Genomic DNA, 17,386 nt, shown 5'->3' with positions numbered 1-17,386 from the left:
GATCGCAATACCGGGACAATTTCTCTGCAAGAATATTCAATTCTCACATAAGAAGCCCCGATTCTGACGCATGAATCATCGAATCTGGAACGAAATTTTCAACTCCGGCGAGAAAAATGGTTGTGGCGACGCGAACAATTAAAAGAGCGAGCCTTGCGAACCAGCCGGAACAGGGGGCTTTTTGGCAGGAGCGGGACGCTCTGTTTTCGGCTGCGATCGACGTTCGTCGCCATCTTTTGCGACAGCGTGTACGTCACCGTCCTGGAACTTGAGAGTAAGGTCATCGCCGCTTGTAACAGCGCCCGCTCGCTTGATCGGCATGCCTGAGGGGTCGAGGACAACGGCGAAGCCGCGTTCCAGAACCCCTTGATATGACAGGGTTTTGAGCAGGCGCTCGAGTTCGCCACTGCGCCGTTTCGCGCCGTCGATCAGCAGATTGACGGCTTGGACCTGACGCCGGTCCAGCTGTTGCAGATCCTGGCGGTCTTTCTGTGCCAGCCGTGCGGCAGGTTCAATCGAAAGCCGTGCGGCTTGCCGGTCGAAAACTGCGCGCCGCTGGTGCAGAAAAGCTGCAAGACAACGCGGCAGTTGGCTGTCCAAGCGCTTGATTTCAATTCGCTTTTCGCGGATCTTCTGTTCAAGAAGGCGCGGCGATAATTGCCTGGCGCAGCCGTCGAACTCGCCGCGTTTCTTCTGCGTATTCGCCTGTAAGGCACGGCCCAAACGGCCTGCGGTTTCGTCGAAGTGTCGGCGCGGAAGTGCAAGCAGCTGGTCAGCTGAGGGCAGGGCGCGGGCAAGCGCCCGCTGCGCCTGACGACGGCGATCGAGATAGCGCGACATGCCCGAGGCAAGCCGGGCGCCAAGCGTCGCGATCTGTGCCTTAAGGTCTGCCTTGACCGGCACAGCCATCTCTGCAGCACCGGTTGGCGTTGGTGCGCGAACGTCGGCGGCAAGGTCGATCAGCGTCCAGTCGGTCTCGTGACCGACCGCAGAAATGATGGGAATTTGCGATGCGGCGACAGCGCGCACGACGGCTTCATCGTTGAATCCCCAAAGGTCTTCAAGGCTGCCACCGCCACGCGCCACGATCAGAACATCGGGGCGAAGAAGAACGCCACCTCGTTCTAACCCATTGAAACCATTGATCGCATTGGCGACTTCAGCGCCGCAAGTCTCGCCCTGTACACGTACCGGCCAGACCAGAACATGCAGCGGGAAACGGTCGGTGATGCGGTGGATGATGTCGCGGATGACAGCGCCGGTCGGCGATGTGACAACGCCGATAATGCGCGGCATGAAGGGCAGCCGCCGCTTGGCCGCGGGATCGAACAACCCCTCTCCACCAAGCTTGCGCTTGCGTTCCTCCAACAGTGCCATCAGCGCTCCGGCGCCGGCCGGTTCCATCTGCTCGATGACGATCTGGTATTTGGAAGAGCCCGGATAAGTCGTCAATTTGCCCGTGGCGATGACTTCCATGCCCTCTTCCGGCTGGAAGCGCAAACGGCTCATGGAACCGCGCCAGATTACCGCCTCGATGCGTGCCTTATCGTCTTTCAGCGAGAAATAGGCATGGCCAGACGAATGCGGGCCGCGATACCCGGAAATCTCGCCGCGGACCCTTACGTGCCCAAAGGTATCCTCGACCGTGCGCTTCAACGCGCCGGATATTTCAGAGACGGTATATTCGGCAACATTCGACGCAGATTCGGGCTTTTCGCTCATGCGTTATTCCTAGTCCCCCTGCCGTCAGGGTCAAGCCTCGGCAATCCTTGATTGCACCATTGCAAGCCTCAGGAATATCGCCTATCCGCAAGAGTTGGAAAAAGGGGAAATCCACATGCCAGCAGATGTCGCCGCTACTTCTAAAGGTTTGAAATTACGTCATTATCTGCTGATAGGGGCTCTTATGATTGCTGCCGCTGCAGCGATCTTGCTCTGGATGGGCCGCAACCCGATATGTACTTGCGGCACAATAAAGTTGTGGGTTGGTGAGACGAATTCATCAGATAATTCACAGCATATCGCCGATTGGTACACGCTCTCGCATATTATCCATGGCTTCCTGTTTTACGGTATTTTCTGGCTTGTCGCCCGTAGATTGCCCATCGGTCAGCGTCTGCTGATGGCTATCGTCGTCGAGGCCGCATGGGAGATTTTTGAAAACACCGACATGGTCATCAATCGTTACCGCGAAGCCACGATCGCGCTCGGCTATACCGGCGATAGTGTTCTGAATTCCGTCAGCGATATATTGTTCATGGTACTAGGCTTCTTCTTCGCAGCCAGAGCCCCGCTCTGGCTGACGATCGTGCTGGCGATCTTCTTCGAGCTGCTGGCTGGCTGGGTCATACGCGACAACCTAACCCTGAACATCGTCATGTTGCTCTATCCCCTGGACGCAGTGAAGGCATGGCAGGGGGGAATGTGATCACCAGCCAGGAACGAGCTCCGCTGCACGGACTTGGCGCAAACGCTGATTTGCCATGAGCGGCGCCGAAGCCTGGCTCACGCTGACGGGAGAGGGCATCGACAGATTGTCGAGACTTTCGACAATGTGCTGTGCCAGCGCATCGACGATCGCGGAGGGCTTGGTGTGACCGCGCATGATGCCGATACCGAATTCCGGCAAGCGGCCAAAACCATCGGCCTCCGTCAAAACACGCATTCCCGGACGCAAGGCGCACTCCGGCAGGATTGAGACAGCAAGGCCCGCCAGCACTGCCGCCGCCAAGACGGTAGCCGACCAGCTTGTGAAGAGAATGCGATAGTCATGGTGCATGCTGTCCAGAACATCCACTGCGGCAGCGCGCCAGATACAGGTCGGGCGACCGACTGCCAGCGGAAGTACTTGTTCTTCATGCACATTATGGTGGGCTGAGGTAACCCAAAGCAGCTGTTCGCTACGCACAACTTCTGAGCGCCGTTGCTCGTCGCACTGGGTTACGAGTGCAATATCCAGTTGCCCCTTGCGGATCATCTCGTCGAGATTGACGGTGGGCTCGCAGACAACCGATAGCTCGACGCGGGGATTGGAACGGGAAAATCGCGCCATGATTTCCGGCAGAAAACGGTCGGCATAATCGTCTGGTGTGCCGATGCGTATGTGTCCCTGCAGCTGCGTATCATCAAAAGCGGCGATGGTTTCGTTGTTGAGTTGCAGCATCCGCCGTGCATAGGCCAGCAGGCGCTCGCCATCTTCCGTCAATCGATTGGTGCGGCCATCGCGCTCGAAAAGCGATTTGGACACGCGCTCTTCCAGCCGGCGCATCTGCATGGAAACGGCGGATTGGGTCTTGTTCACCTTGTCGGCAGCTCTCGTAAAACTACCTAGGTCGGCAATAGCCGTGAATGTCTGCAACTGGTCGAGATCAAGCGGTGCGTTCATGGCAATGTTCCCGGAATGGTTGATCCATCATTATTATTGAAGGTTTACATTAAAAACATTCGTTTGAATAATCAATTATTATGCATCATTCTGCAAATGTTCAGGAAGCGTCGGTGTCCTACGAGTGGTTCAAGGGATAACGCGGCGTGGTGCGCGGAAAATGGTTTTCGCGCGGTTTAACTTTCTTGATCGCCCTTCAAAAGGAGTAACGGCGATGACGACGACAACGAGAATGACTGAAGTAAACGGTTTCACCCGCACGATCGCAACCTTTGCGTCGCAGGCTGCCAACTTTGTCAGGCAAGTAATCGTCGCACGTCGTAATCGCAAAACGATTATGAGCCTCGGCGAGTGGAATGACGAAATGCTGCATGATATCGGCGTTACCCGTGCCGATCTTCATTCTGCTATTGGCACCTCGCTTCTTGACGATCCGAGTGAACGATTGGGCGCCTTGGCCGATGTAAGGTCGCGTGTTCGCGCTGCCCGCTCGATCATCTAAGGCTGACGATTTGACTGTTTAGCAGGCGCCCATTCACGCCGGAATCCCCTCCCGGCGTCTCGCCTGCCTCCTGCCCGGCCCACATTGCATATGCAAGTGGCCGGGCTTTTTCTTGCCGGTTCTTCAGCGGTAGCGATCCATACCGCGTTTATATTGGTCGAAGATGGATTCCAGACCTTTCTGATACTGATCGTTCGTCTGTTTGCCCGTATCGAACATCTGGCCGAGGATGTCTTTCAGAGGATTGTCCGACGGGGTTGAGGGCGCCGTTCTTTGCTGCGCCTGCGGCTGTGGCTGAGGTGATTGAGGTGCTGGACGCTGCTGCGCACCGCCACCGAATATCTCTCCGAAAATCTGGCCCAAGGGGTTGTCGCCAAACGGATTTTGCCCTTGCGCTGTCTCTTGAGGTGCATTGCCCTGGGGCATGCCACGCGGCGTGGGTGTTTGCGGCGCTGCGGACCCACCAGCGCCTTTCATCATTTCCTCGAATATTTTCCCCAGCGGATTATCACCGAACGGGTTTTGTCCCTGGGCCGTATCCTGAGGTGCTGCGTCTTGGGGAACTCTGCCACGCGGTGCCGGAGCTTGCTGCGCCGCGCCGCCAGCACCCTTCATCATCTCTTCGAATATTTTGCCGAGCGGATTGTTTCCCATTGGATTGCCCTGGCCTTGCGGCTGCGCCTGTCCTCCAGCACCTCCGCCGAGCATGCTTTCCAATATCTGTCCCCATGGGTTGCCGCCTGCGCCAGGTGCACTCTGCTGAGGGGCGGACGGTTGACCGCCGCTCTGGCGCATCATCTGCTCGATGAGGTCGCCGATAACATTGCCACCGCCAAGCCCGGCCGCAGCAAACTGGCCGGTCGATTTCTTGTACAGACCACCCATCATCATGGAGGCGACCACCGGCAGCATCTGTTTTAGTGTATCCGCGCCAACCCCGGAGACTGCCGAAGCATGATCGGCAACGGCTCGCGACAGGTCTTTCGACCCGAAGAGCTGATCGAGAACATTCTTGCCGTTGGCAATGCCCATGGGGTCGAAAGCTGCTTGCGGATTATCAAAATAATTGACCTGGCGACCCGAAGACAGCGATTGGACGAAGCCGCCAAAGCCCATTGGATCGGCAGCATTTCTCTGCAATCCCTGGGAAAATGCGGGCATCAATGCCTCGAGGGCGGCAACGGTTTGCTGCTGGGAGAGATTGAACTGGTTTGAAAGGGCATCGACTGTTTGTCCGCCCTGTGCCTTCAAAAACATGTCTACGAGATTCATGGCGCCGATCCTCCTCCGGGCTGATGCGCGAAGGAAGATTAGCGCCGTAGTAATGAGGACTTCAATACTTTTCTCTCGTTAGAAATATTTCGCCAGATTGTTGCGAATACGCTGCAGCGGATCGACTGCCGGATCACCAGCCGCAAATTTCCGGTCGGTGATCTTTTCATAGGCCTGAATATAGACCTGCGTCGTCGCGTCGATCACGTCTTCCGGTATCTCCGGGATATCGTCCTTGTAGGGATCGCAACGTTCTACCACCCAGTTACGCACGAAATCCTTGTCGAAACTGACCGGCCGCTTACCGGGTGCGTGGCTGTCGGCAAACCAATAGCGGCTGGAATCCGGTGTATGGATTTCATCGGCCAGCACTATTTTACCTTCATCGTCAGTGCCGAATTCATATTTCGTGTCAGCAAGGATCAAACCGCGGCTTGCGGCGATCTCCTGACCCCGCGCGAAAAGCTTCAGCGCGTAGCCAGTAATCGTTTCCCACTGCTCCTCGGTGAGAAGCTGTTGTTTCAGGATATCCCCAGCGGTCAGCGGTTCATCGTGGCCGCCATCGAAGGCCTTTGAGGTCGGTGTGATGATCGGCGCTGGCAGCTTTTCATTGTCCTGCATCCCATCGGGAAGGGTGAAGCCGTACATTTCACGCTTACCTGCCTTATAGAGCGTCAGTATCGACGTTCCGGTTGTTCCGGCAAGATAACTGCGCACGACGATTTCGACCGGCAGGATGGTCAGCTTGCGGCAAACCAATACGTTGGGATCTGGATACTCGATGACGTGATTGGGGCAAATATCCTGCGTCTGTTCAAACTGGAAACGCGCCGTTTGCGTCAGCACCTGACCCTTCAGTGGTATGGACGCAAGAATGCGGTCAAACGCGCTGATACGGTCTGTGGCGATGATAATGCGCCTTCCATCCGGCAGATCGTAATTCTCTCGAACCTTGCCTTTGTAGTAGTTCGGCAATTCTGGAATATAGGCTTCGGACAGCGCTTTGTATTTTGGCATGGTTTAGAAATCCGCATGAATGATGTAGCTCCCGCATAACACAGATAATGGGCAGCGGGAGTCACAATTGTAATGCTTGGCTCAACGTCCGCCAGTTACGTCAAGGATGGCCCCAGTCACATAGGATGACTCGTCACTCAAGAGCCACACAATGGATTGGCCGACTTCATTGGCAGTACCAGCACGACCGAGTGGAGCGGTAGCCCCAAGACGCTGCGCCCGGTCCGGTTGGCCGCCGCTGGCGTGAATATCGGTCTCGATCAGTCCCGGCCGGATAGCGTTGACGCGGATACCCTCCGCTCCGACTTCCTTGGACAGGCCGATCGTCAGCGTATCCATGGCACCTTTCGATCCGGCATAATCAACATATTCGCCTGGCCCGCCGAGCCGTGCGGCAGCAGAGGACAAAAGAACGATCGAACCGCCATTGCCACCACGTGAGCGGGCGAGGTGGCGTACGCCCTCACGTGCGCAGACATAGGCGCCAAGCACGTTCACGTCGAAGATGCGGCGCATACGTTCAATGTCCATATCCATCAGTCGCGAGCCAGGAGCAACAATGCCCGCATTAACCACGACACCGTCAAGCGGGCCGAGTTCGGCCGCCTGTTCGAACATGGAGATGACATCGGATTCGACAGCAACATCGCCTTGAATGGCTTTTGCCTTGCCGCCCGCTGCTATGATGGCCTCAACCACTTCGTCGGCAGCTGCTTTATTGCCCACATAATTGACGCCCACCGACCAGCCCCTCTGACCTGCAAGAATTGCCGATGAGCGGCCGATGCCGCGGCTGGCGCCGGTAATCAGAATGGTTTTGGTCATGGCCGATCCTCGCGTTGACTAATAAGCATATTCCAGAAATGCCGGCTCAACGGAACTGCCCCAAGCAGTATTATACTGCGACAGCATCTGTTCGGCCGATGTTGTTCCACGCGCGACAACTTCCTCCAGCGATGAGAGATAGTGTGTTTCGTCGAAGCCTTCGCTGTTGAGCTTTGCCCGGTTCTTCAGGCCGAGACGCGAAATCGCCAGCACGTCACGTGATATTTCATGCACCGACCGATTGCGCAGCGTGGCGCGCAGGCCTTTCGCCGGAACCTCGTCGCGCAGCGCCTGTACTTCCGGGTAGGTCCAGTCATAGGTCATGGCCTCTGCTGCATCCAACGCCTCGGCATCGTAGAGCAGCCCAACCCAGAAGGCCGGGAGCGCGCAAATGCGCCGCCAAGGTCCGCCATCGGCGCCACGCATTTCGAGGAAGCGCTTCAGTCGCACTTCCGGAAACAGGGTCGACAAATGATTTGTCCAGTCGCCCATGTTCGGTATGCCTTCCGGGATGGAATCCTTCAGAGCGCCGTTCATGAATTGACGGAATGTCACGTGGGTACAATCATGGTAGCGGCCATGGCGCATGACAAAATACATGGGCACATCGAGTGCCCATTCGACGTAGTCGGCAAAGCCGAAATTCTCATTGAAGATGAATGGCAGAACGCCAGAGCGATTGTTGTCCGTGTCGCGCCAGATGTTGGAGCGCCAAGACAGAAGACCGTTCGGCCTGCCCTCGGTGAAAGGCGACATGGCGAACAGGGCCGTCGCGATGGATTGCAACTTCACCGAAACCTGCATCTTGCGGCGCATATCCGTTTCGGACGAGAAGTCGAGGTTCACCTGGATCGTGCAGGTGCGATACATCATGTTCAGGCCGTCCTTGCCGACTTTCGGCATATAGTTGGACATGATGTTGTAGCGCGATTTCGGCATGCGCGGCGTTTCGGCGAGCGTCCATTTGGGGCTACCGCCAAGACCAAGGAAACGAATGCCAAGCGGCTCTGCGATTTCGCGCACCTGCGCCAGATGCGCGTTGGATTCGCGGCAGGTCTGATGAATGGTGAGAAGCGGCGCACCGGAAAGCTCGAATTGCCCGCCCGGCTCCAGCGAGATCGCGCCTTGACCAGTTGGCTCGACGAGGCCAATGATATTGCCTTCGTCGATGATCGGCTCCCAGCCGAGCTTGGACTTCATGCCTTCCAGGATGGCACGAATTCCGCGGGGTCCTTCATAGGGAACCGGGCTGTTGTCTTCCGTGTAAAATGGGAACTTCTCATGCTCCGTGCCGATGCGCCAGTCGGACTCCGGCCTCGATCCCTGAGCAAGATAGGTAGCCAGTTCTTCGGTGCCGGTGATCGGTGTTTCGTCTGTCGTATCGCGCGCCATGGATGGTGCTTTCCGAGATGATGAGATTGTCGCGCGTGATTGACCGTTTTCGTGCAGGAGCGCAAGCAAATTTCGCTTATGGTCTCATCAAGAGTATTTGTAACTCACCAATCGCCTATCGTCGCCTGAATCAAGGCGAGGGCCGCAACGGCGGCTGTATCTGCGCGCAGGATGCGCGGACCCAGTGGAATAGCGGTGACAAAAGGCAGCTTTCGCAAGGTTTCGCGTTCCTGGTCGGAAAAGCCTCCTTCCGGGCCGATGAGAACGCCAAGCGGGCCGCGCGGGAGCGATTGCAGCAGCGGCAGGGGATTGTGTGTGTCATGTCCCTCATCGCAGAAGATGAGACGACGCTGATTATCCCAGCCCTCAAGCAGCTTTTCAAGCTTTGCAGGCTCACGCGTTTGCGGGATGGCCAGCACGCCGCATTGTTCCGCTGCTTCGATCACGTTGGCCTCGATTCGCTCGGTCCCGATGCGGGAAACTTGCGTATGCTGGGTGATCACCGGCTGCAGAACGCCTGCGCCCATCTCCACCGCCTTCTGGACCAGATAGTCGAGCCGGCCCTGTTTCAACAGTGCGAAGCAATAGAGGAGATCGGGCGCGGCTGGCTGTTGGCGAACCTGTTCCAGCGGCTCAAGGAACAGCTTTTTCCTGCTTTCATATCGCAATGTCGCACGCCATTCGCCATCACGCCCGTTGAAGACGAGGATTTCATCCCCGTCCTTCATCCGCAACACATTGGACAGATAGTTGACGGCCTCCGGACCCATCTCTGCGCGGTTCCCGGCGGCAAGACTGTCGGTGACGTAGAGCCGCTGCATTTTGTAATTTGCGCGCATTGAATAACCGAAGGTTGGATTTAGCTGAGCGGAGGCAGGCGGCGCTTGACCGGCGACGACTTGACAATGGAAGTGTTTGTCTCGGCCCTTTCCGATAAACGGTCGAGTATCATGTCGAGTTGTTCCATCGTCCGGAATTGTAATTTACCAACGAAGCAATCGTCACCTGTGACTTTGTCGCATTCAGTTATTTCCGGCGTTTCCTGTATCAACTTTTCGACGATGTGCAGCATGCCGGGCAATGGCCTGACGCGTACAATGGCTGAGAGGCTGTAGCCGAGAGCGACGGGATCGATGTCGATCGTAAAAGAGCGGATCACTTTTTTCTCTTCAAGGCGGCGCAATCGCTCGGAAACGCTGGGCGAAGACAGGCCCACCTGATTGCTAAGCTCCTTTAGCGATATACGCGCATCATGAACAAGAATCTCGATGATAGTTCGGTCAAGATCATCAAGCATAATTTCCTCCTAAGGCCACTCGTTTGTTTTGCCTCAAATAAGAAGGTAAAGCGCAAGTTTTGCCTTTTGTGACATATATCAAATTCGTCACTTGACGCATACCCTTGGCAAATCAACAAAAGGTGTTCGACATGGAAAAAGATGTGTTGAGGGGCAGCGCTGAAATGACTGCCGCCATGCTCATTTCAGGGACAATCGGCTGGTTTGTATTGATGTCAGGCCAACCGGTTCTGTCGGTGGTGTTCTGGCGTTGCGCCATTGGTGCTGTGACGTTGCTCGCTGTCTGCGGGGCACTCGGGCTGCTGCGACGAGATGCCATTTCGCTGAAACTCTTCGGGCTCGCCGTTATTGGCGGAGTAGCTATCGTGTTGAACTGGGTTCTGCTCTTTGCCGCTTACTCACGAGCATCCATTGCCATCGCCACCACGGTGTATAACGTCCAACCGTTCATGCTGGTTGGTCTGGGCGCGTTGATTTTCAAGGAAAAACTCACCGCTACCAAGCTTTTCTGGCTGGGTTTCGCCTTTGCGGGAATGCTGTTGATCGTCCAGGCGAAACCTGGAGGCGCTTATAACGGCTCCGACTATATGGAAGGCATTGCCCTGTCGCTCGGTGCAGCCTTTCTCTATGCAATCGCCGCCATAGTGGCCAAACGCCTGAAAGGCATTCCGTCACACCTCATCGCCCTCATTCAGGTCTGCGTTGGCGTCCTGATGCTTGCACCATTCGCCGATTTTGATCACTTGCCGCAAAGCACGGGCGAATGGAGCAGTCTCGTAACGATTGGCGTGGTTCACACCGGGCTGATGTACATCCTCCTCTATAGCGCCATTCAGAAGCTGCCGACGCACATTACGGGCTCGCTTTCCTTCATCTATCCGATTGCTGCGATCTTGGTGGACTATATTGCCTTCGGACACGCCTTGCAGCCAAGCCAATTGGTCGGGTCCGCTGCTATTTTGATCGCTGCCGCGGGCACAAGCCTCGGCTGGACATTCCGCAGGTCGGTTCCGGTGAGCGTCAAGGTATGATGCCCAAGCGAATGAGCGGGTCATAGCCCGCTCTTAGTGCCAGGACGGTTGAAGGCGGTGTGAGGAGCATAACATCGCGGCTGGGCGGATCAGATGGTTTGTACCCCTGCCAGGACCAGAGGTACGTCACTCCTTCTTTGACAACATATGCATCTTCGTCACTGGCAATCACCGTCCCATTCGGTAAATCCTTTATTTGACCTTCGATGGGATGTAGCCGTTTACTCCCCTGCGGATTGAGGCGCTCCTTGTGCAGGGCCGCGTCCATTGCAGGCGCAGGCTGAATCGATGTTTTATTCCCATCAGCCCACGCCGCCTGAAAGGCTTTCGCCCGTTGCCGCTGGCAATAGAAACATGGCCTGTGTCCCGCTGCGAGCGCAGTCGCTTCGTCTAAAAAGAACAATTCAGTCCAGCTTCGCCGCGCCATGACCTTGCGCCGCACACCTTTGAATTCGCAGACGCAGATGATCCAGGCCCGTGTCGTCCATCGACGCTTGAGCAAAGTGCGCGTCGCGGGATCGTGGATGATGCCGCGGTTTCCCATCAGCGCGCCACGATATGGCGCAGCGACAATATCGCCAAAAGGTGTGACGCGGTTTTGCAGGGTCATTTGACGGCTTTCGACTCTCGAGAGTGCATGCTATCCGAGAACTCCCGTTATTTCGACCATTAGGCAGACCTGTATGCGCGTTCTCGTCGTTCAGAATTATCAGAATACAGGCCTTGGCCAAGTCGGACGCGCATTGGAGGAAGCAGGCGCCGAAATCGATCTGCGTCAGCCCTATCTTGATCAAATCTTGCCAGACGACGATTTGGATCACGATGCGCTGGTCGTACTCGGTGGTGACCAGAGCGCGCTCGATGATGACGCTTATCCTTATCTTCCCGAACTGGCACGGCTCATTAAACGTTTCGGTGATGCCGACAAGGCGGTTCTTGGAATTTGCTTAGGCAGTCAGCTCGTTGCGCGTGGCTATGGTGGAGAGAACCTCCTGGGACGTCCGGCCGAATTCGGTTGGCACGAGGTGACCCGAACTGTTGAAGCGAAGTCTGATCCCGTTCTTTCTGCTGTTCCGCAAAAGTTTCCGATCTTTCACTGGCACAGCGATACCTTTGCGCTTCCCGAGGGCGCCTTGCATCTTGCCTCAAGTCATATGACCCGGAACCAGGCATTTCGTATCGGTCGTGCTGTCTATGGCATCCAGTTTCATTTCGAGGCCGATACCAAGCTCGTTGACGAATGGAGACGTGTTTTCCATGACCAGATCAAAAATATGGATCCTGATTGGCTCGTCAATTACCGCACCTATCTGGAGCGTGACGGGGCTGAAGCAGATGCGGCCGGCCTGGCGCTCGCTCGCGCTTGGGTGGCACTGATTTAGGCCTACATCGCGATTTCGTTGCAACTTGGCAACAGCCTAATTCCGAATCCGATTGGATGTCGGGATTCAGGTGAAGCGTGTCTCCAATTCACTAGTTGGTAATAATTGCGTCCTTTATTGGCCACACTGGTTAACTGGCATGAAGCCAGACCGATAGAAACCGATGGAAACGCCCGAAATGACCACCAAGAGTGCTGCACTTTTAACTGCCGTGATGCTCTCAGCCATCCTCTTCATGGGCGCAGGTCTGTTCTCGGTGGATGCCGGTAGTCATACCGTTTCCAGCGACGGTTACGGCGTGAGCACCTCTTCCCGCTGATAGCCAGAGTCTTTCACACGGCCTCCAGTAAAAACTTGTTCTCGGCGTCGATTGCGATCGCGCTGAGACGACCGCTGAACACCGCCCCGGTATCGAGGTTGATGCGGTTTGGTCTGATTTCCACGTCTGTGACTGGCGTATGGCCATGGATGATGACTTTTGGATAGAGCCGTGGCTCGCCAAGGAATTGCTCCCTGATCCAGACAAGATCTTCCGGATCCTGACTTTCGAGCTCAATTCCCGGACGTATGCCAGCATGGCAAAGGAAAAAATCGCCAAAAATCATCGAGCGCTTCAGGCCGCGAAGAAATTCTATGTGCCCCGAGGGAACGGCGTCTAGCAGCGCGTTCCGTCCGGCCGCTACAGACCCAAGATCGTTGAAATCGATGGAAACGCCATAGGAAAGCGCAGTCTGGCGACCGCCATTATGCGCGAACATTCCATTGGGAGCGCCAGTCGCCAGAAACTCCAAAAAGCCGATATCGTGATTTCCTGCGATAGCCAGCATTCGGTGCGTCTTCTTCTGTGCACTGACCAAAAGATCAAGCACCCCTTTTGAATCGGGACCGCGATCGACGTAGTCGCCAAGATGAACAATCACCCAATCGAAAGGCGGTGATTTCTCGTTCTCCTGCTGAATGCGCCGATGCATTTCCTGCAGAAGATCGAGCCGGCCATGTACATCGCCAATGGCATAGACACGCAGCCTATCGGGTCCCCGTGCGTGTTTGAAATCAACTGTTTTCATTGTGCAATTGTCTTTCGCGTCGTAGTTGTGCGATATCTCGTCCAAGCGGATAATGTCATAGCGAGACATGCTGGAATAGCTGTAACAAGGGAAAGTTCATGTCCGGACTACTGATGCCGAAAGCCGACGACGCAACCATGTCGCGCCGTTCGGACATCGTGACGGCGCTGCGGGCAATAGTTCCGGGCGAGGGTGTCGTCGACGCCACCAATGCGATGCGCGTATTTGAGTCGGATGCTCTGACCGCCTATCGCCAACTACCGCTGGTGGTGGTCCTGCCGCAAACCGTGGCACAGGTTTCGCGCGTCCTCAAATATTGCCATGAGAACAATGTAAAGGTCGTGCCACGCGGCTCCGGAACGTCACTGTCTGGGGGCGCTCTGCCGCTCGAAGACGCGGTACTGCTGGTCATGTCGCGCTTCAATCAGATATTGGAAATCGACTATCCCAATCGCGTCGCTGTCGTACAGCCCGGTGTAACCAATCTCGGCATCACCAAGGCGGTCGAACACGAGGGCTTCTACTATGCGCCAGACCCTTCGTCGCAAATAGCCTGCTCGATCGGCGGCAATGTTGCCGAAAACTCAGGTGGAGTGCACTGCCTGAAATACGGGCTAACCGCGAACAACGTCCTTGGCCTCGAAATGGTGCTGATCACCGGCGAAGTCGTCCGGCTTGGCGGCAAGCATCTCGATTCGGAGGGTTATGATCTTCTTGGTCTGATGACCGGCTCGGAGGGATTGCTTGGCGTCGTCACTGAAGTCACCGTGCGTATATTGCAGAAGCCAGCGACAGCGCGCGCGTTGATGGTAGGCTTTCCTACAAGCGAGCAAGCTGGCAAATGCGTCGCTGACATCATCGCTGGTGGGATCATTCCGGGTGGTATGGAAATGATGGACCGTCCGGCGATTCACGCGGCCGAAGACTTCGTCCATGCCGGTTATCCGCTTGATGTGGAGGCGCTGCTGATTATCGAACTCGATGGCCCGGTGGTAGAGGTCGATCACCTGATCAGCATGGTAGAGGCCATTGCTTACAAAAACGGTGCGTCGACGTGCGTGATTTCGCAAAGCGAAGAGGAACGCATGGCGTTCTGGGCCGGCCGCAAGGCGGCGTTCCCTGCGGTTGGGCGCATTTCGCCGGATTATCTCTGCATGGACGGCACGATCCCGCGTAAGGAGCTGCCGAAAGTGCTGGCCGGTATGCGCGAACTTTCGGAAAAATACGGCCTTCGCGTTGCCAACGTCTTTCATGCTGGAGACGGCAATCTGCATCCGCTCATTCTTTACGATGCGAATATTCCGGAAGAATTGCATAAGGCAGAAGACTTCGGCGCCGATATCCTGCGGCTCTGTGTCAAAGTTGGCGGCGTGCTGACGGGCGAACATGGCGTCGGTGTAGAAAAGCGTGAACTGATGCCGGAAATGTTCAACGAAATCGATCTCAACCAGCAGATCAGGGTCAAATGTGCTTTTGATGACAAGCACCTGCTCAATCCCGGCAAAGTGTTTCCGCAGTTGCATCGCTGTGCCGAACTTGGCCGCATGCATGTGCATCGCGGGCAGGTGCCATTCCCCGAAATTCCGAGATTCTGAGTGACCATATTTACTCCCAAGACCGAGGACGAAATCGTCGAGGCTGTCCAATGGGCGCTTTCTGAGAACGCGCCGGTGGAAATCGTCGGCCATGGCTCCAAACGCAATCTTGGCCGTCCGTTGCAGACGGAGCACACCATCGCGCTATCGGAGTATTCCGGCGTGACGCTCTATGAGCCGGACGAACTTGTGCTGAGTGCAAAAGCAGGTACGTCCGTCGCCGAACTTGAGACGCTGCTTGAGGAGAACGGCCAGGCGTTTCAGTTCGAACCAATGGACTATGGGCCGCTTCTTGGGCAAGCCGCGGGACAGGGCACCTTTGGAGGCCTGCTTGCCACCAATCTATGCGGGCCGCGCCGTCTGAAATCGGGCTCGGCACGCGATCATGTTTTGGGCGTGCGCGTCGTTTCGGGGCGCGGCGAACTGTTCAAATCTGGCGGCCGGGTTGTCAAGAACGTGACCGGTTATGATTTGTCGAAAGGCATGGCCAATTCGTGGGGTACGCTCGGCATCGCCACTGAAATAACCTTCAAGGTCCTGCCCGCTCCGGAAACCGAAACCACGCTGGTGGTGCGTGGTCTTGCCGATGATGAAGCGGCGCGCGCCATGGCGATTGCCATGGGATCGAGCGGCGAGGTGGCTTCAGCAGCACATCTTCCTCTCAATGTATCCGGACGCGTTATAGACGGTGATCTCAAGGGTGACGCATCGACGTTGCTGCGGCTTGAAGGTTTTGCGCCCTCGGTCAACGATCGCGCAGCTATGCTCAAAGGTCTATTGGTGTCGGCCGGCACGATTGTGGACATTTCAGGCGATACTTCGCGTAAACTCTGGCAGGAGGTCCGTGATGTCATCCCCTTTGCGGACGGCACGGAGCAACCTGTATGGCGCGTGTCGATGGTGCCGATGGAGGCTTACAAACTCGTCGCATCCTTGCGCATGGGCGCCGCTGTCGATGCCTTCTATGACTGGCAGGGCGGGCTTGTGTGGTTGCGCATGGAAGGCGAACCGGAAGCGGAGGCCGTGCGTGCTCTCATCAAGAAATATGGCGGAGGTCATGCAACGCTTGTTCGCGCATCGACGAGCGTGCGCGCGGCATTGCCGGTGTTCGAACCGCAACCCGTGCCCTTGGCAGCGTTGTCGAAGCGGCTCAAGCAGCAATTCGATCCGAGCGGAATACTAAACCCGGGCCGCATGGTCGCAGGAGTATAAACGTGCAGACAAATTTCACTCCCGAGCAGTTGCTGGATCCCGGTGTCAAAGAATCCGAGAAGATCCTGCGCAAATGTGTGCATTGTGGCTTCTGCACCGCGACTTGCCCGACTTATGTGACCCTCGGCAACGAACTCGACAGCCCGCGCGGGCGCATCTACTTGATCAAGGACATGCTGGAAAACGGCCGTGCGGCTGATGAGCAGGTTGTGAAGCACATCGATCGCTGCCTGTCATGCCTTTCCTGCATGACAACCTGCCCCTCCGGCGTGAATTACATGCATCTGGTCGATAACGCCCGCGCGCATATCGAGAAGACCTATAAACGCCCGATGATGAACAGGCTGACGCGTGCTCTCCTGGCGTTAGTCTTGCCTTATCCGGGACGCTTTCGCCTTGCTCTCACCGCAGCTAAGCTGGGCCGTCCACTTGCGCCGCTCTTCAGATCGGTCGCCGCGTTGAAGCCAATGGCCGCGATGCTCGAACTCGCCCCCAAATCTGTCCCAGCGAAATCGCGCTTTGCCGAGCCCGGTTCGCATATACCTGAGACATCGAAAAAGGGCAGGGTTGCTATACTTACTGGCTGCGCTCAGCCAGTGCTGAGGCCCGGTATAAACGAGGCGACAATCCGGCTTTTGACCCGGCTTGGTATCGAAGTCGTGGTGCCAAAAGGCGAAAGGTGCTGCGGCTCGCTCGTGCACCACATGGGCCGCGAAGAGGAGGCACTTGAGGATGCACGTCGTAATGTTGATGTCTGGATCCGCGAGCTTGATACGGGTGGCCTTGATGCCATCGTGATTACCGCGTCCGGTTGCGGCACGACGATCAAGGACTATGGCTACATGCTGCGCCTAGATCCCGACTACAAGGACAAGGCTGCCCGTGTCTCCGCCTTGGCAAAGGACATCACCGAATATCTGGCGGTCTTGACCCTGCCTGCACCGAAAGAGCCTACTGGTCTTAACGTTGCGTATCATTCCGCTTGTTCCATGCAGCACGGGCAAAAGATCACGCGCCAACCCAAGGACTTGCTGAAGACAGCTGGCTTCATTGTCAAGGATCCGGCCGAAGGGCATCTTTGCTGTGGCTCGGCCGGGACCTACAATATCATGCAGCCGGAGATCGCTCGCACCCTGCGAGACCGCAAGGTGAAGAACATTGAAGCGACCGGCGCCAGCCTCATCGCAACCGGAAACATCGGGTGCATCACCCAGATTGCCAGCGGTTCGAAATTGCCTATCGTCCACACTGTTGAGTTGCTGGACTGGGCCTACGGCGGACCCCGACCTGAAGGTGTGCCGGCGCCAAAATCTTTCCTGCAAGCAGCAGAATAAATAAAGAGGGCAGGGATTCAAGCGAACCCCTGCCCAATTCCCGGCACCGCCCCCGGTGCCGGCCCCCATAACTGT

The 17,386-nt window shown here is 56.5% G+C and carries 18 protein-coding genes; 8 read left to right on the top strand and 10 right to left on the bottom strand.

Translation table 11 applies throughout. The annotated features are described in order from the left end of the window. Positions 1 to 138 precede the first annotated feature (138 nt). Positions 139 to 1,722: an exodeoxyribonuclease VII large subunit gene (gene xseA / locus LB462_RS22265; RefSeq protein ID WP_224512579.1), complete on the bottom strand. Its 1,584-nt coding sequence runs from the start codon at positions 1,720 to 1,722 to the stop codon at positions 139 to 141. Positions 1,723 to 1,837: 115 nt separating this feature from the next. Here xseA and LB462_RS22260 point away from each other — a divergent pair, with 115 nt between their 5' ends. Continuing rightward, on the top strand, positions 1,838 to 2,428 hold the full coding sequence (locus LB462_RS22260) for a DUF2585 domain-containing protein (protein ID WP_224512572.1): 591 nt from the start codon (positions 1,838 to 1,840) through the stop codon (positions 2,426 to 2,428). Here the strand turns inward: LB462_RS22260 and LB462_RS22255 are convergent, their stop codons facing one another. Next, the gene (locus tag LB462_RS22255; RefSeq protein WP_112551467.1) at positions 2,429 to 3,385 is read right to left on the bottom strand and encodes a LysR substrate-binding domain-containing protein; all 957 of its coding nucleotides are present in this window, start codon (positions 3,383 to 3,385) and stop codon (positions 2,429 to 2,431) included. A 214-nt stretch (positions 3,386 to 3,599) separates the two neighbouring features. Between LB462_RS22255 and LB462_RS22250 the strand changes: the two genes are divergently transcribed. Further along, complete coding sequence (locus LB462_RS22250; protein WP_181872324.1) at positions 3,600 to 3,887, top strand: DUF1127 domain-containing protein; 288 nt, start codon at positions 3,600 to 3,602, stop codon at positions 3,885 to 3,887. Between the two features lie 123 nt (positions 3,888 to 4,010). Here LB462_RS22250 and LB462_RS22245 read toward each other — a convergent pair whose 3' ends face one another. From LB462_RS22245 to LB462_RS22220, 6 genes are all read right to left on the bottom strand, one after another. Beyond that, positions 4,011 to 5,159: a DUF937 domain-containing protein gene (locus tag LB462_RS22245; RefSeq protein WP_224512570.1), complete on the bottom strand. Its 1,149-nt coding sequence runs from the start codon at positions 5,157 to 5,159 to the stop codon at positions 4,011 to 4,013. Positions 5,160 to 5,237: 78 nt separating this feature from the next. Beyond that, positions 5,238 to 6,176, bottom strand: a complete 939-nt coding sequence (locus LB462_RS22240) for a phosphoribosylaminoimidazolesuccinocarboxamide synthase (RefSeq protein WP_224512568.1) — start codon at positions 6,174 to 6,176, stop codon at positions 5,238 to 5,240. Positions 6,177 to 6,257: 81 nt separating this feature from the next. Continuing rightward, a complete protein-coding gene (locus LB462_RS22235; protein ID WP_224512566.1) occupies positions 6,258 to 7,001 on the bottom strand; it encodes an SDR family oxidoreductase in 744 nt (247 codons plus the stop codon). Positions 7,002 to 7,019: 18 nt separating this feature from the next. Then, positions 7,020 to 8,393: a glutamate--cysteine ligase gene (locus LB462_RS22230; protein ID WP_224512565.1), complete on the bottom strand. Its 1,374-nt coding sequence runs from the start codon at positions 8,391 to 8,393 to the stop codon at positions 7,020 to 7,022. 104 nt (positions 8,394 to 8,497) lie between these two features. After that, positions 8,498 to 9,232: a 16S rRNA (uracil(1498)-N(3))-methyltransferase gene (locus LB462_RS22225; protein ID WP_224512563.1), complete on the bottom strand. Its 735-nt coding sequence runs from the start codon at positions 9,230 to 9,232 to the stop codon at positions 8,498 to 8,500. A gap of 20 nt (positions 9,233 to 9,252) precedes the next feature. Then, complete coding sequence (locus tag LB462_RS22220; RefSeq protein ID WP_114428303.1) at positions 9,253 to 9,690, bottom strand: Lrp/AsnC family transcriptional regulator; 438 nt, start codon at positions 9,688 to 9,690, stop codon at positions 9,253 to 9,255. Positions 9,691 to 9,821: 131 nt separating this feature from the next. Here LB462_RS22220 and LB462_RS22215 point away from each other — a divergent pair, with 131 nt between their 5' ends. After that, positions 9,822 to 10,721 carry a DMT family transporter gene (locus tag LB462_RS22215; RefSeq protein WP_224512560.1) on the top strand — a complete coding sequence of 300 codons (900 nt, stop codon included), beginning with the start codon at positions 9,822 to 9,824 and terminating at the stop codon, positions 10,719 to 10,721. Here the strand turns inward: LB462_RS22215 and LB462_RS22210 are convergent. After that, on the bottom strand, positions 10,711 to 11,331 hold the full coding sequence (locus tag LB462_RS22210) for a hypothetical protein (RefSeq protein WP_224512558.1): 621 nt from the start codon (positions 11,329 to 11,331) through the stop codon (positions 10,711 to 10,713). The two genes, LB462_RS22215 and LB462_RS22210, sit on opposite strands and share 11 nt — an antisense overlap. 73 nt (positions 11,332 to 11,404) lie before the next feature. Here LB462_RS22210 and LB462_RS22205 point away from each other — a divergent pair, with 73 nt between their 5' ends. Further along, the gene (locus tag LB462_RS22205; protein WP_224512556.1) at positions 11,405 to 12,103 is read left to right on the top strand and encodes a type 1 glutamine amidotransferase; all 699 of its coding nucleotides are present in this window, start codon (positions 11,405 to 11,407) and stop codon (positions 12,101 to 12,103) included. A gap of 178 nt (positions 12,104 to 12,281) precedes the next feature. Beyond that, on the top strand, positions 12,282 to 12,422 hold the full coding sequence (locus tag LB462_RS22200) for a hypothetical protein (RefSeq protein WP_183663811.1): 141 nt from the start codon (positions 12,282 to 12,284) through the stop codon (positions 12,420 to 12,422). A 13-nt stretch (positions 12,423 to 12,435) separates the two neighbouring features. Here LB462_RS22200 and LB462_RS22195 read toward each other — a convergent pair whose 3' ends face one another. Next, positions 12,436 to 13,170 (bottom strand): metallophosphoesterase family protein, encoded by a 735-nt coding sequence (locus tag LB462_RS22195; protein ID WP_224512554.1) that lies wholly within the window; start codon positions 13,168 to 13,170, stop codon positions 12,436 to 12,438. Positions 13,171 to 13,268: 98 nt separating this feature from the next. Here LB462_RS22195 and LB462_RS22190 point away from each other — a divergent pair, with 98 nt between their 5' ends. From LB462_RS22190 to glcF, 3 genes are read left to right on the top strand one after another with little or no spacing between them, the layout of a single operon-like run. After that, on the top strand, positions 13,269 to 14,765 hold the full coding sequence (locus LB462_RS22190) for an FAD-linked oxidase C-terminal domain-containing protein (RefSeq protein ID WP_224512552.1): 1,497 nt from the start codon (positions 13,269 to 13,271) through the stop codon (positions 14,763 to 14,765). Next, positions 14,766 to 15,977, top strand: a complete 1,212-nt coding sequence (gene glcE, locus LB462_RS22185) for a glycolate oxidase subunit GlcE (protein WP_224512551.1) — start codon at positions 14,766 to 14,768, stop codon at positions 15,975 to 15,977. A 2-nt stretch (positions 15,978 to 15,979) separates the two neighbouring features. Then, the gene (glcF, locus tag LB462_RS22180) at positions 15,980 to 17,311 is read left to right on the top strand and encodes a glycolate oxidase subunit GlcF (protein WP_224512548.1); all 1,332 of its coding nucleotides are present in this window, start codon (positions 15,980 to 15,982) and stop codon (positions 17,309 to 17,311) included. The last annotated feature ends 75 nt before the right edge of the window (positions 17,312 to 17,386 follow it).

This window comes from Phyllobacterium chamaecytisi, from assembly GCF_020164455.1.
Classification (GTDB): Bacteria; Pseudomonadota; Alphaproteobacteria; order Rhizobiales; family Rhizobiaceae; genus Phyllobacterium; species Phyllobacterium chamaecytisi.
The sequence above is the reverse complement of the archived record's forward strand: the minus strand, read 5'-3'. Positions and strand labels throughout refer to the sequence as shown.

Excerpts from the sequence above, each read along its gene's own strand:
- LB462_RS22190 (WP_224512552.1), top strand. The coding sequence starts at position 13,269 with ATGTCCGGACTACTGATGCCGAAAGCCGACGACGCAACCATGTCGCGC.
- LB462_RS22260 (WP_224512572.1), top strand. The coding sequence starts at position 1,838 with ATGCCAGCAGATGTCGCCGCTACTTCTAAAGGTTTGAAATTACGTCAT.
- LB462_RS22245 (WP_224512570.1), bottom strand. The coding sequence starts at position 5,159 with ATGAATCTCGTAGACATGTTTTTGAAGGCACAGGGCGGACAAACAGTC.
- LB462_RS22210 (WP_224512558.1), bottom strand. The coding sequence starts at position 11,331 with ATGACCCTGCAAAACCGCGTCACACCTTTTGGCGATATTGTCGCTGCG.
- LB462_RS22195 (WP_224512554.1), bottom strand. The coding sequence starts at position 13,170 with ATGAAAACAGTTGATTTCAAACACGCACGGGGACCCGATAGGCTGCGT.
- LB462_RS22235 (WP_224512566.1), bottom strand. The coding sequence starts at position 7,001 with ATGACCAAAACCATTCTGATTACCGGCGCCAGCCGCGGCATCGGCCGC.
- LB462_RS22250 (WP_181872324.1), top strand. The coding sequence starts at position 3,600 with ATGACGACGACAACGAGAATGACTGAAGTAAACGGTTTCACCCGCACG.
- LB462_RS22225 (WP_224512563.1), bottom strand. The coding sequence starts at position 9,232 with ATGCGCGCAAATTACAAAATGCAGCGGCTCTACGTCACCGACAGTCTT.
- LB462_RS22215 (WP_224512560.1), top strand. The coding sequence starts at position 9,822 with ATGGAAAAAGATGTGTTGAGGGGCAGCGCTGAAATGACTGCCGCCATG.
- LB462_RS22205 (WP_224512556.1), top strand. The coding sequence starts at position 11,405 with ATGCGCGTTCTCGTCGTTCAGAATTATCAGAATACAGGCCTTGGCCAA.
- LB462_RS22240 (WP_224512568.1), bottom strand. The coding sequence starts at position 6,176 with ATGCCAAAATACAAAGCGCTGTCCGAAGCCTATATTCCAGAATTGCCG.
- LB462_RS22230 (WP_224512565.1), bottom strand. The coding sequence starts at position 8,393 with ATGGCGCGCGATACGACAGACGAAACACCGATCACCGGCACCGAAGAA.
- xseA (WP_224512579.1), bottom strand. The coding sequence starts at position 1,722 with ATGAGCGAAAAGCCCGAATCTGCGTCGAATGTTGCCGAATATACCGTC.
- LB462_RS22255 (WP_112551467.1), bottom strand. The coding sequence starts at position 3,385 with ATGAACGCACCGCTTGATCTCGACCAGTTGCAGACATTCACGGCTATT.
- LB462_RS22200 (WP_183663811.1), top strand. The coding sequence starts at position 12,282 with ATGACCACCAAGAGTGCTGCACTTTTAACTGCCGTGATGCTCTCAGCC.
- LB462_RS22220 (WP_114428303.1), bottom strand. The coding sequence starts at position 9,690 with ATGCTTGATGATCTTGACCGAACTATCATCGAGATTCTTGTTCATGAT.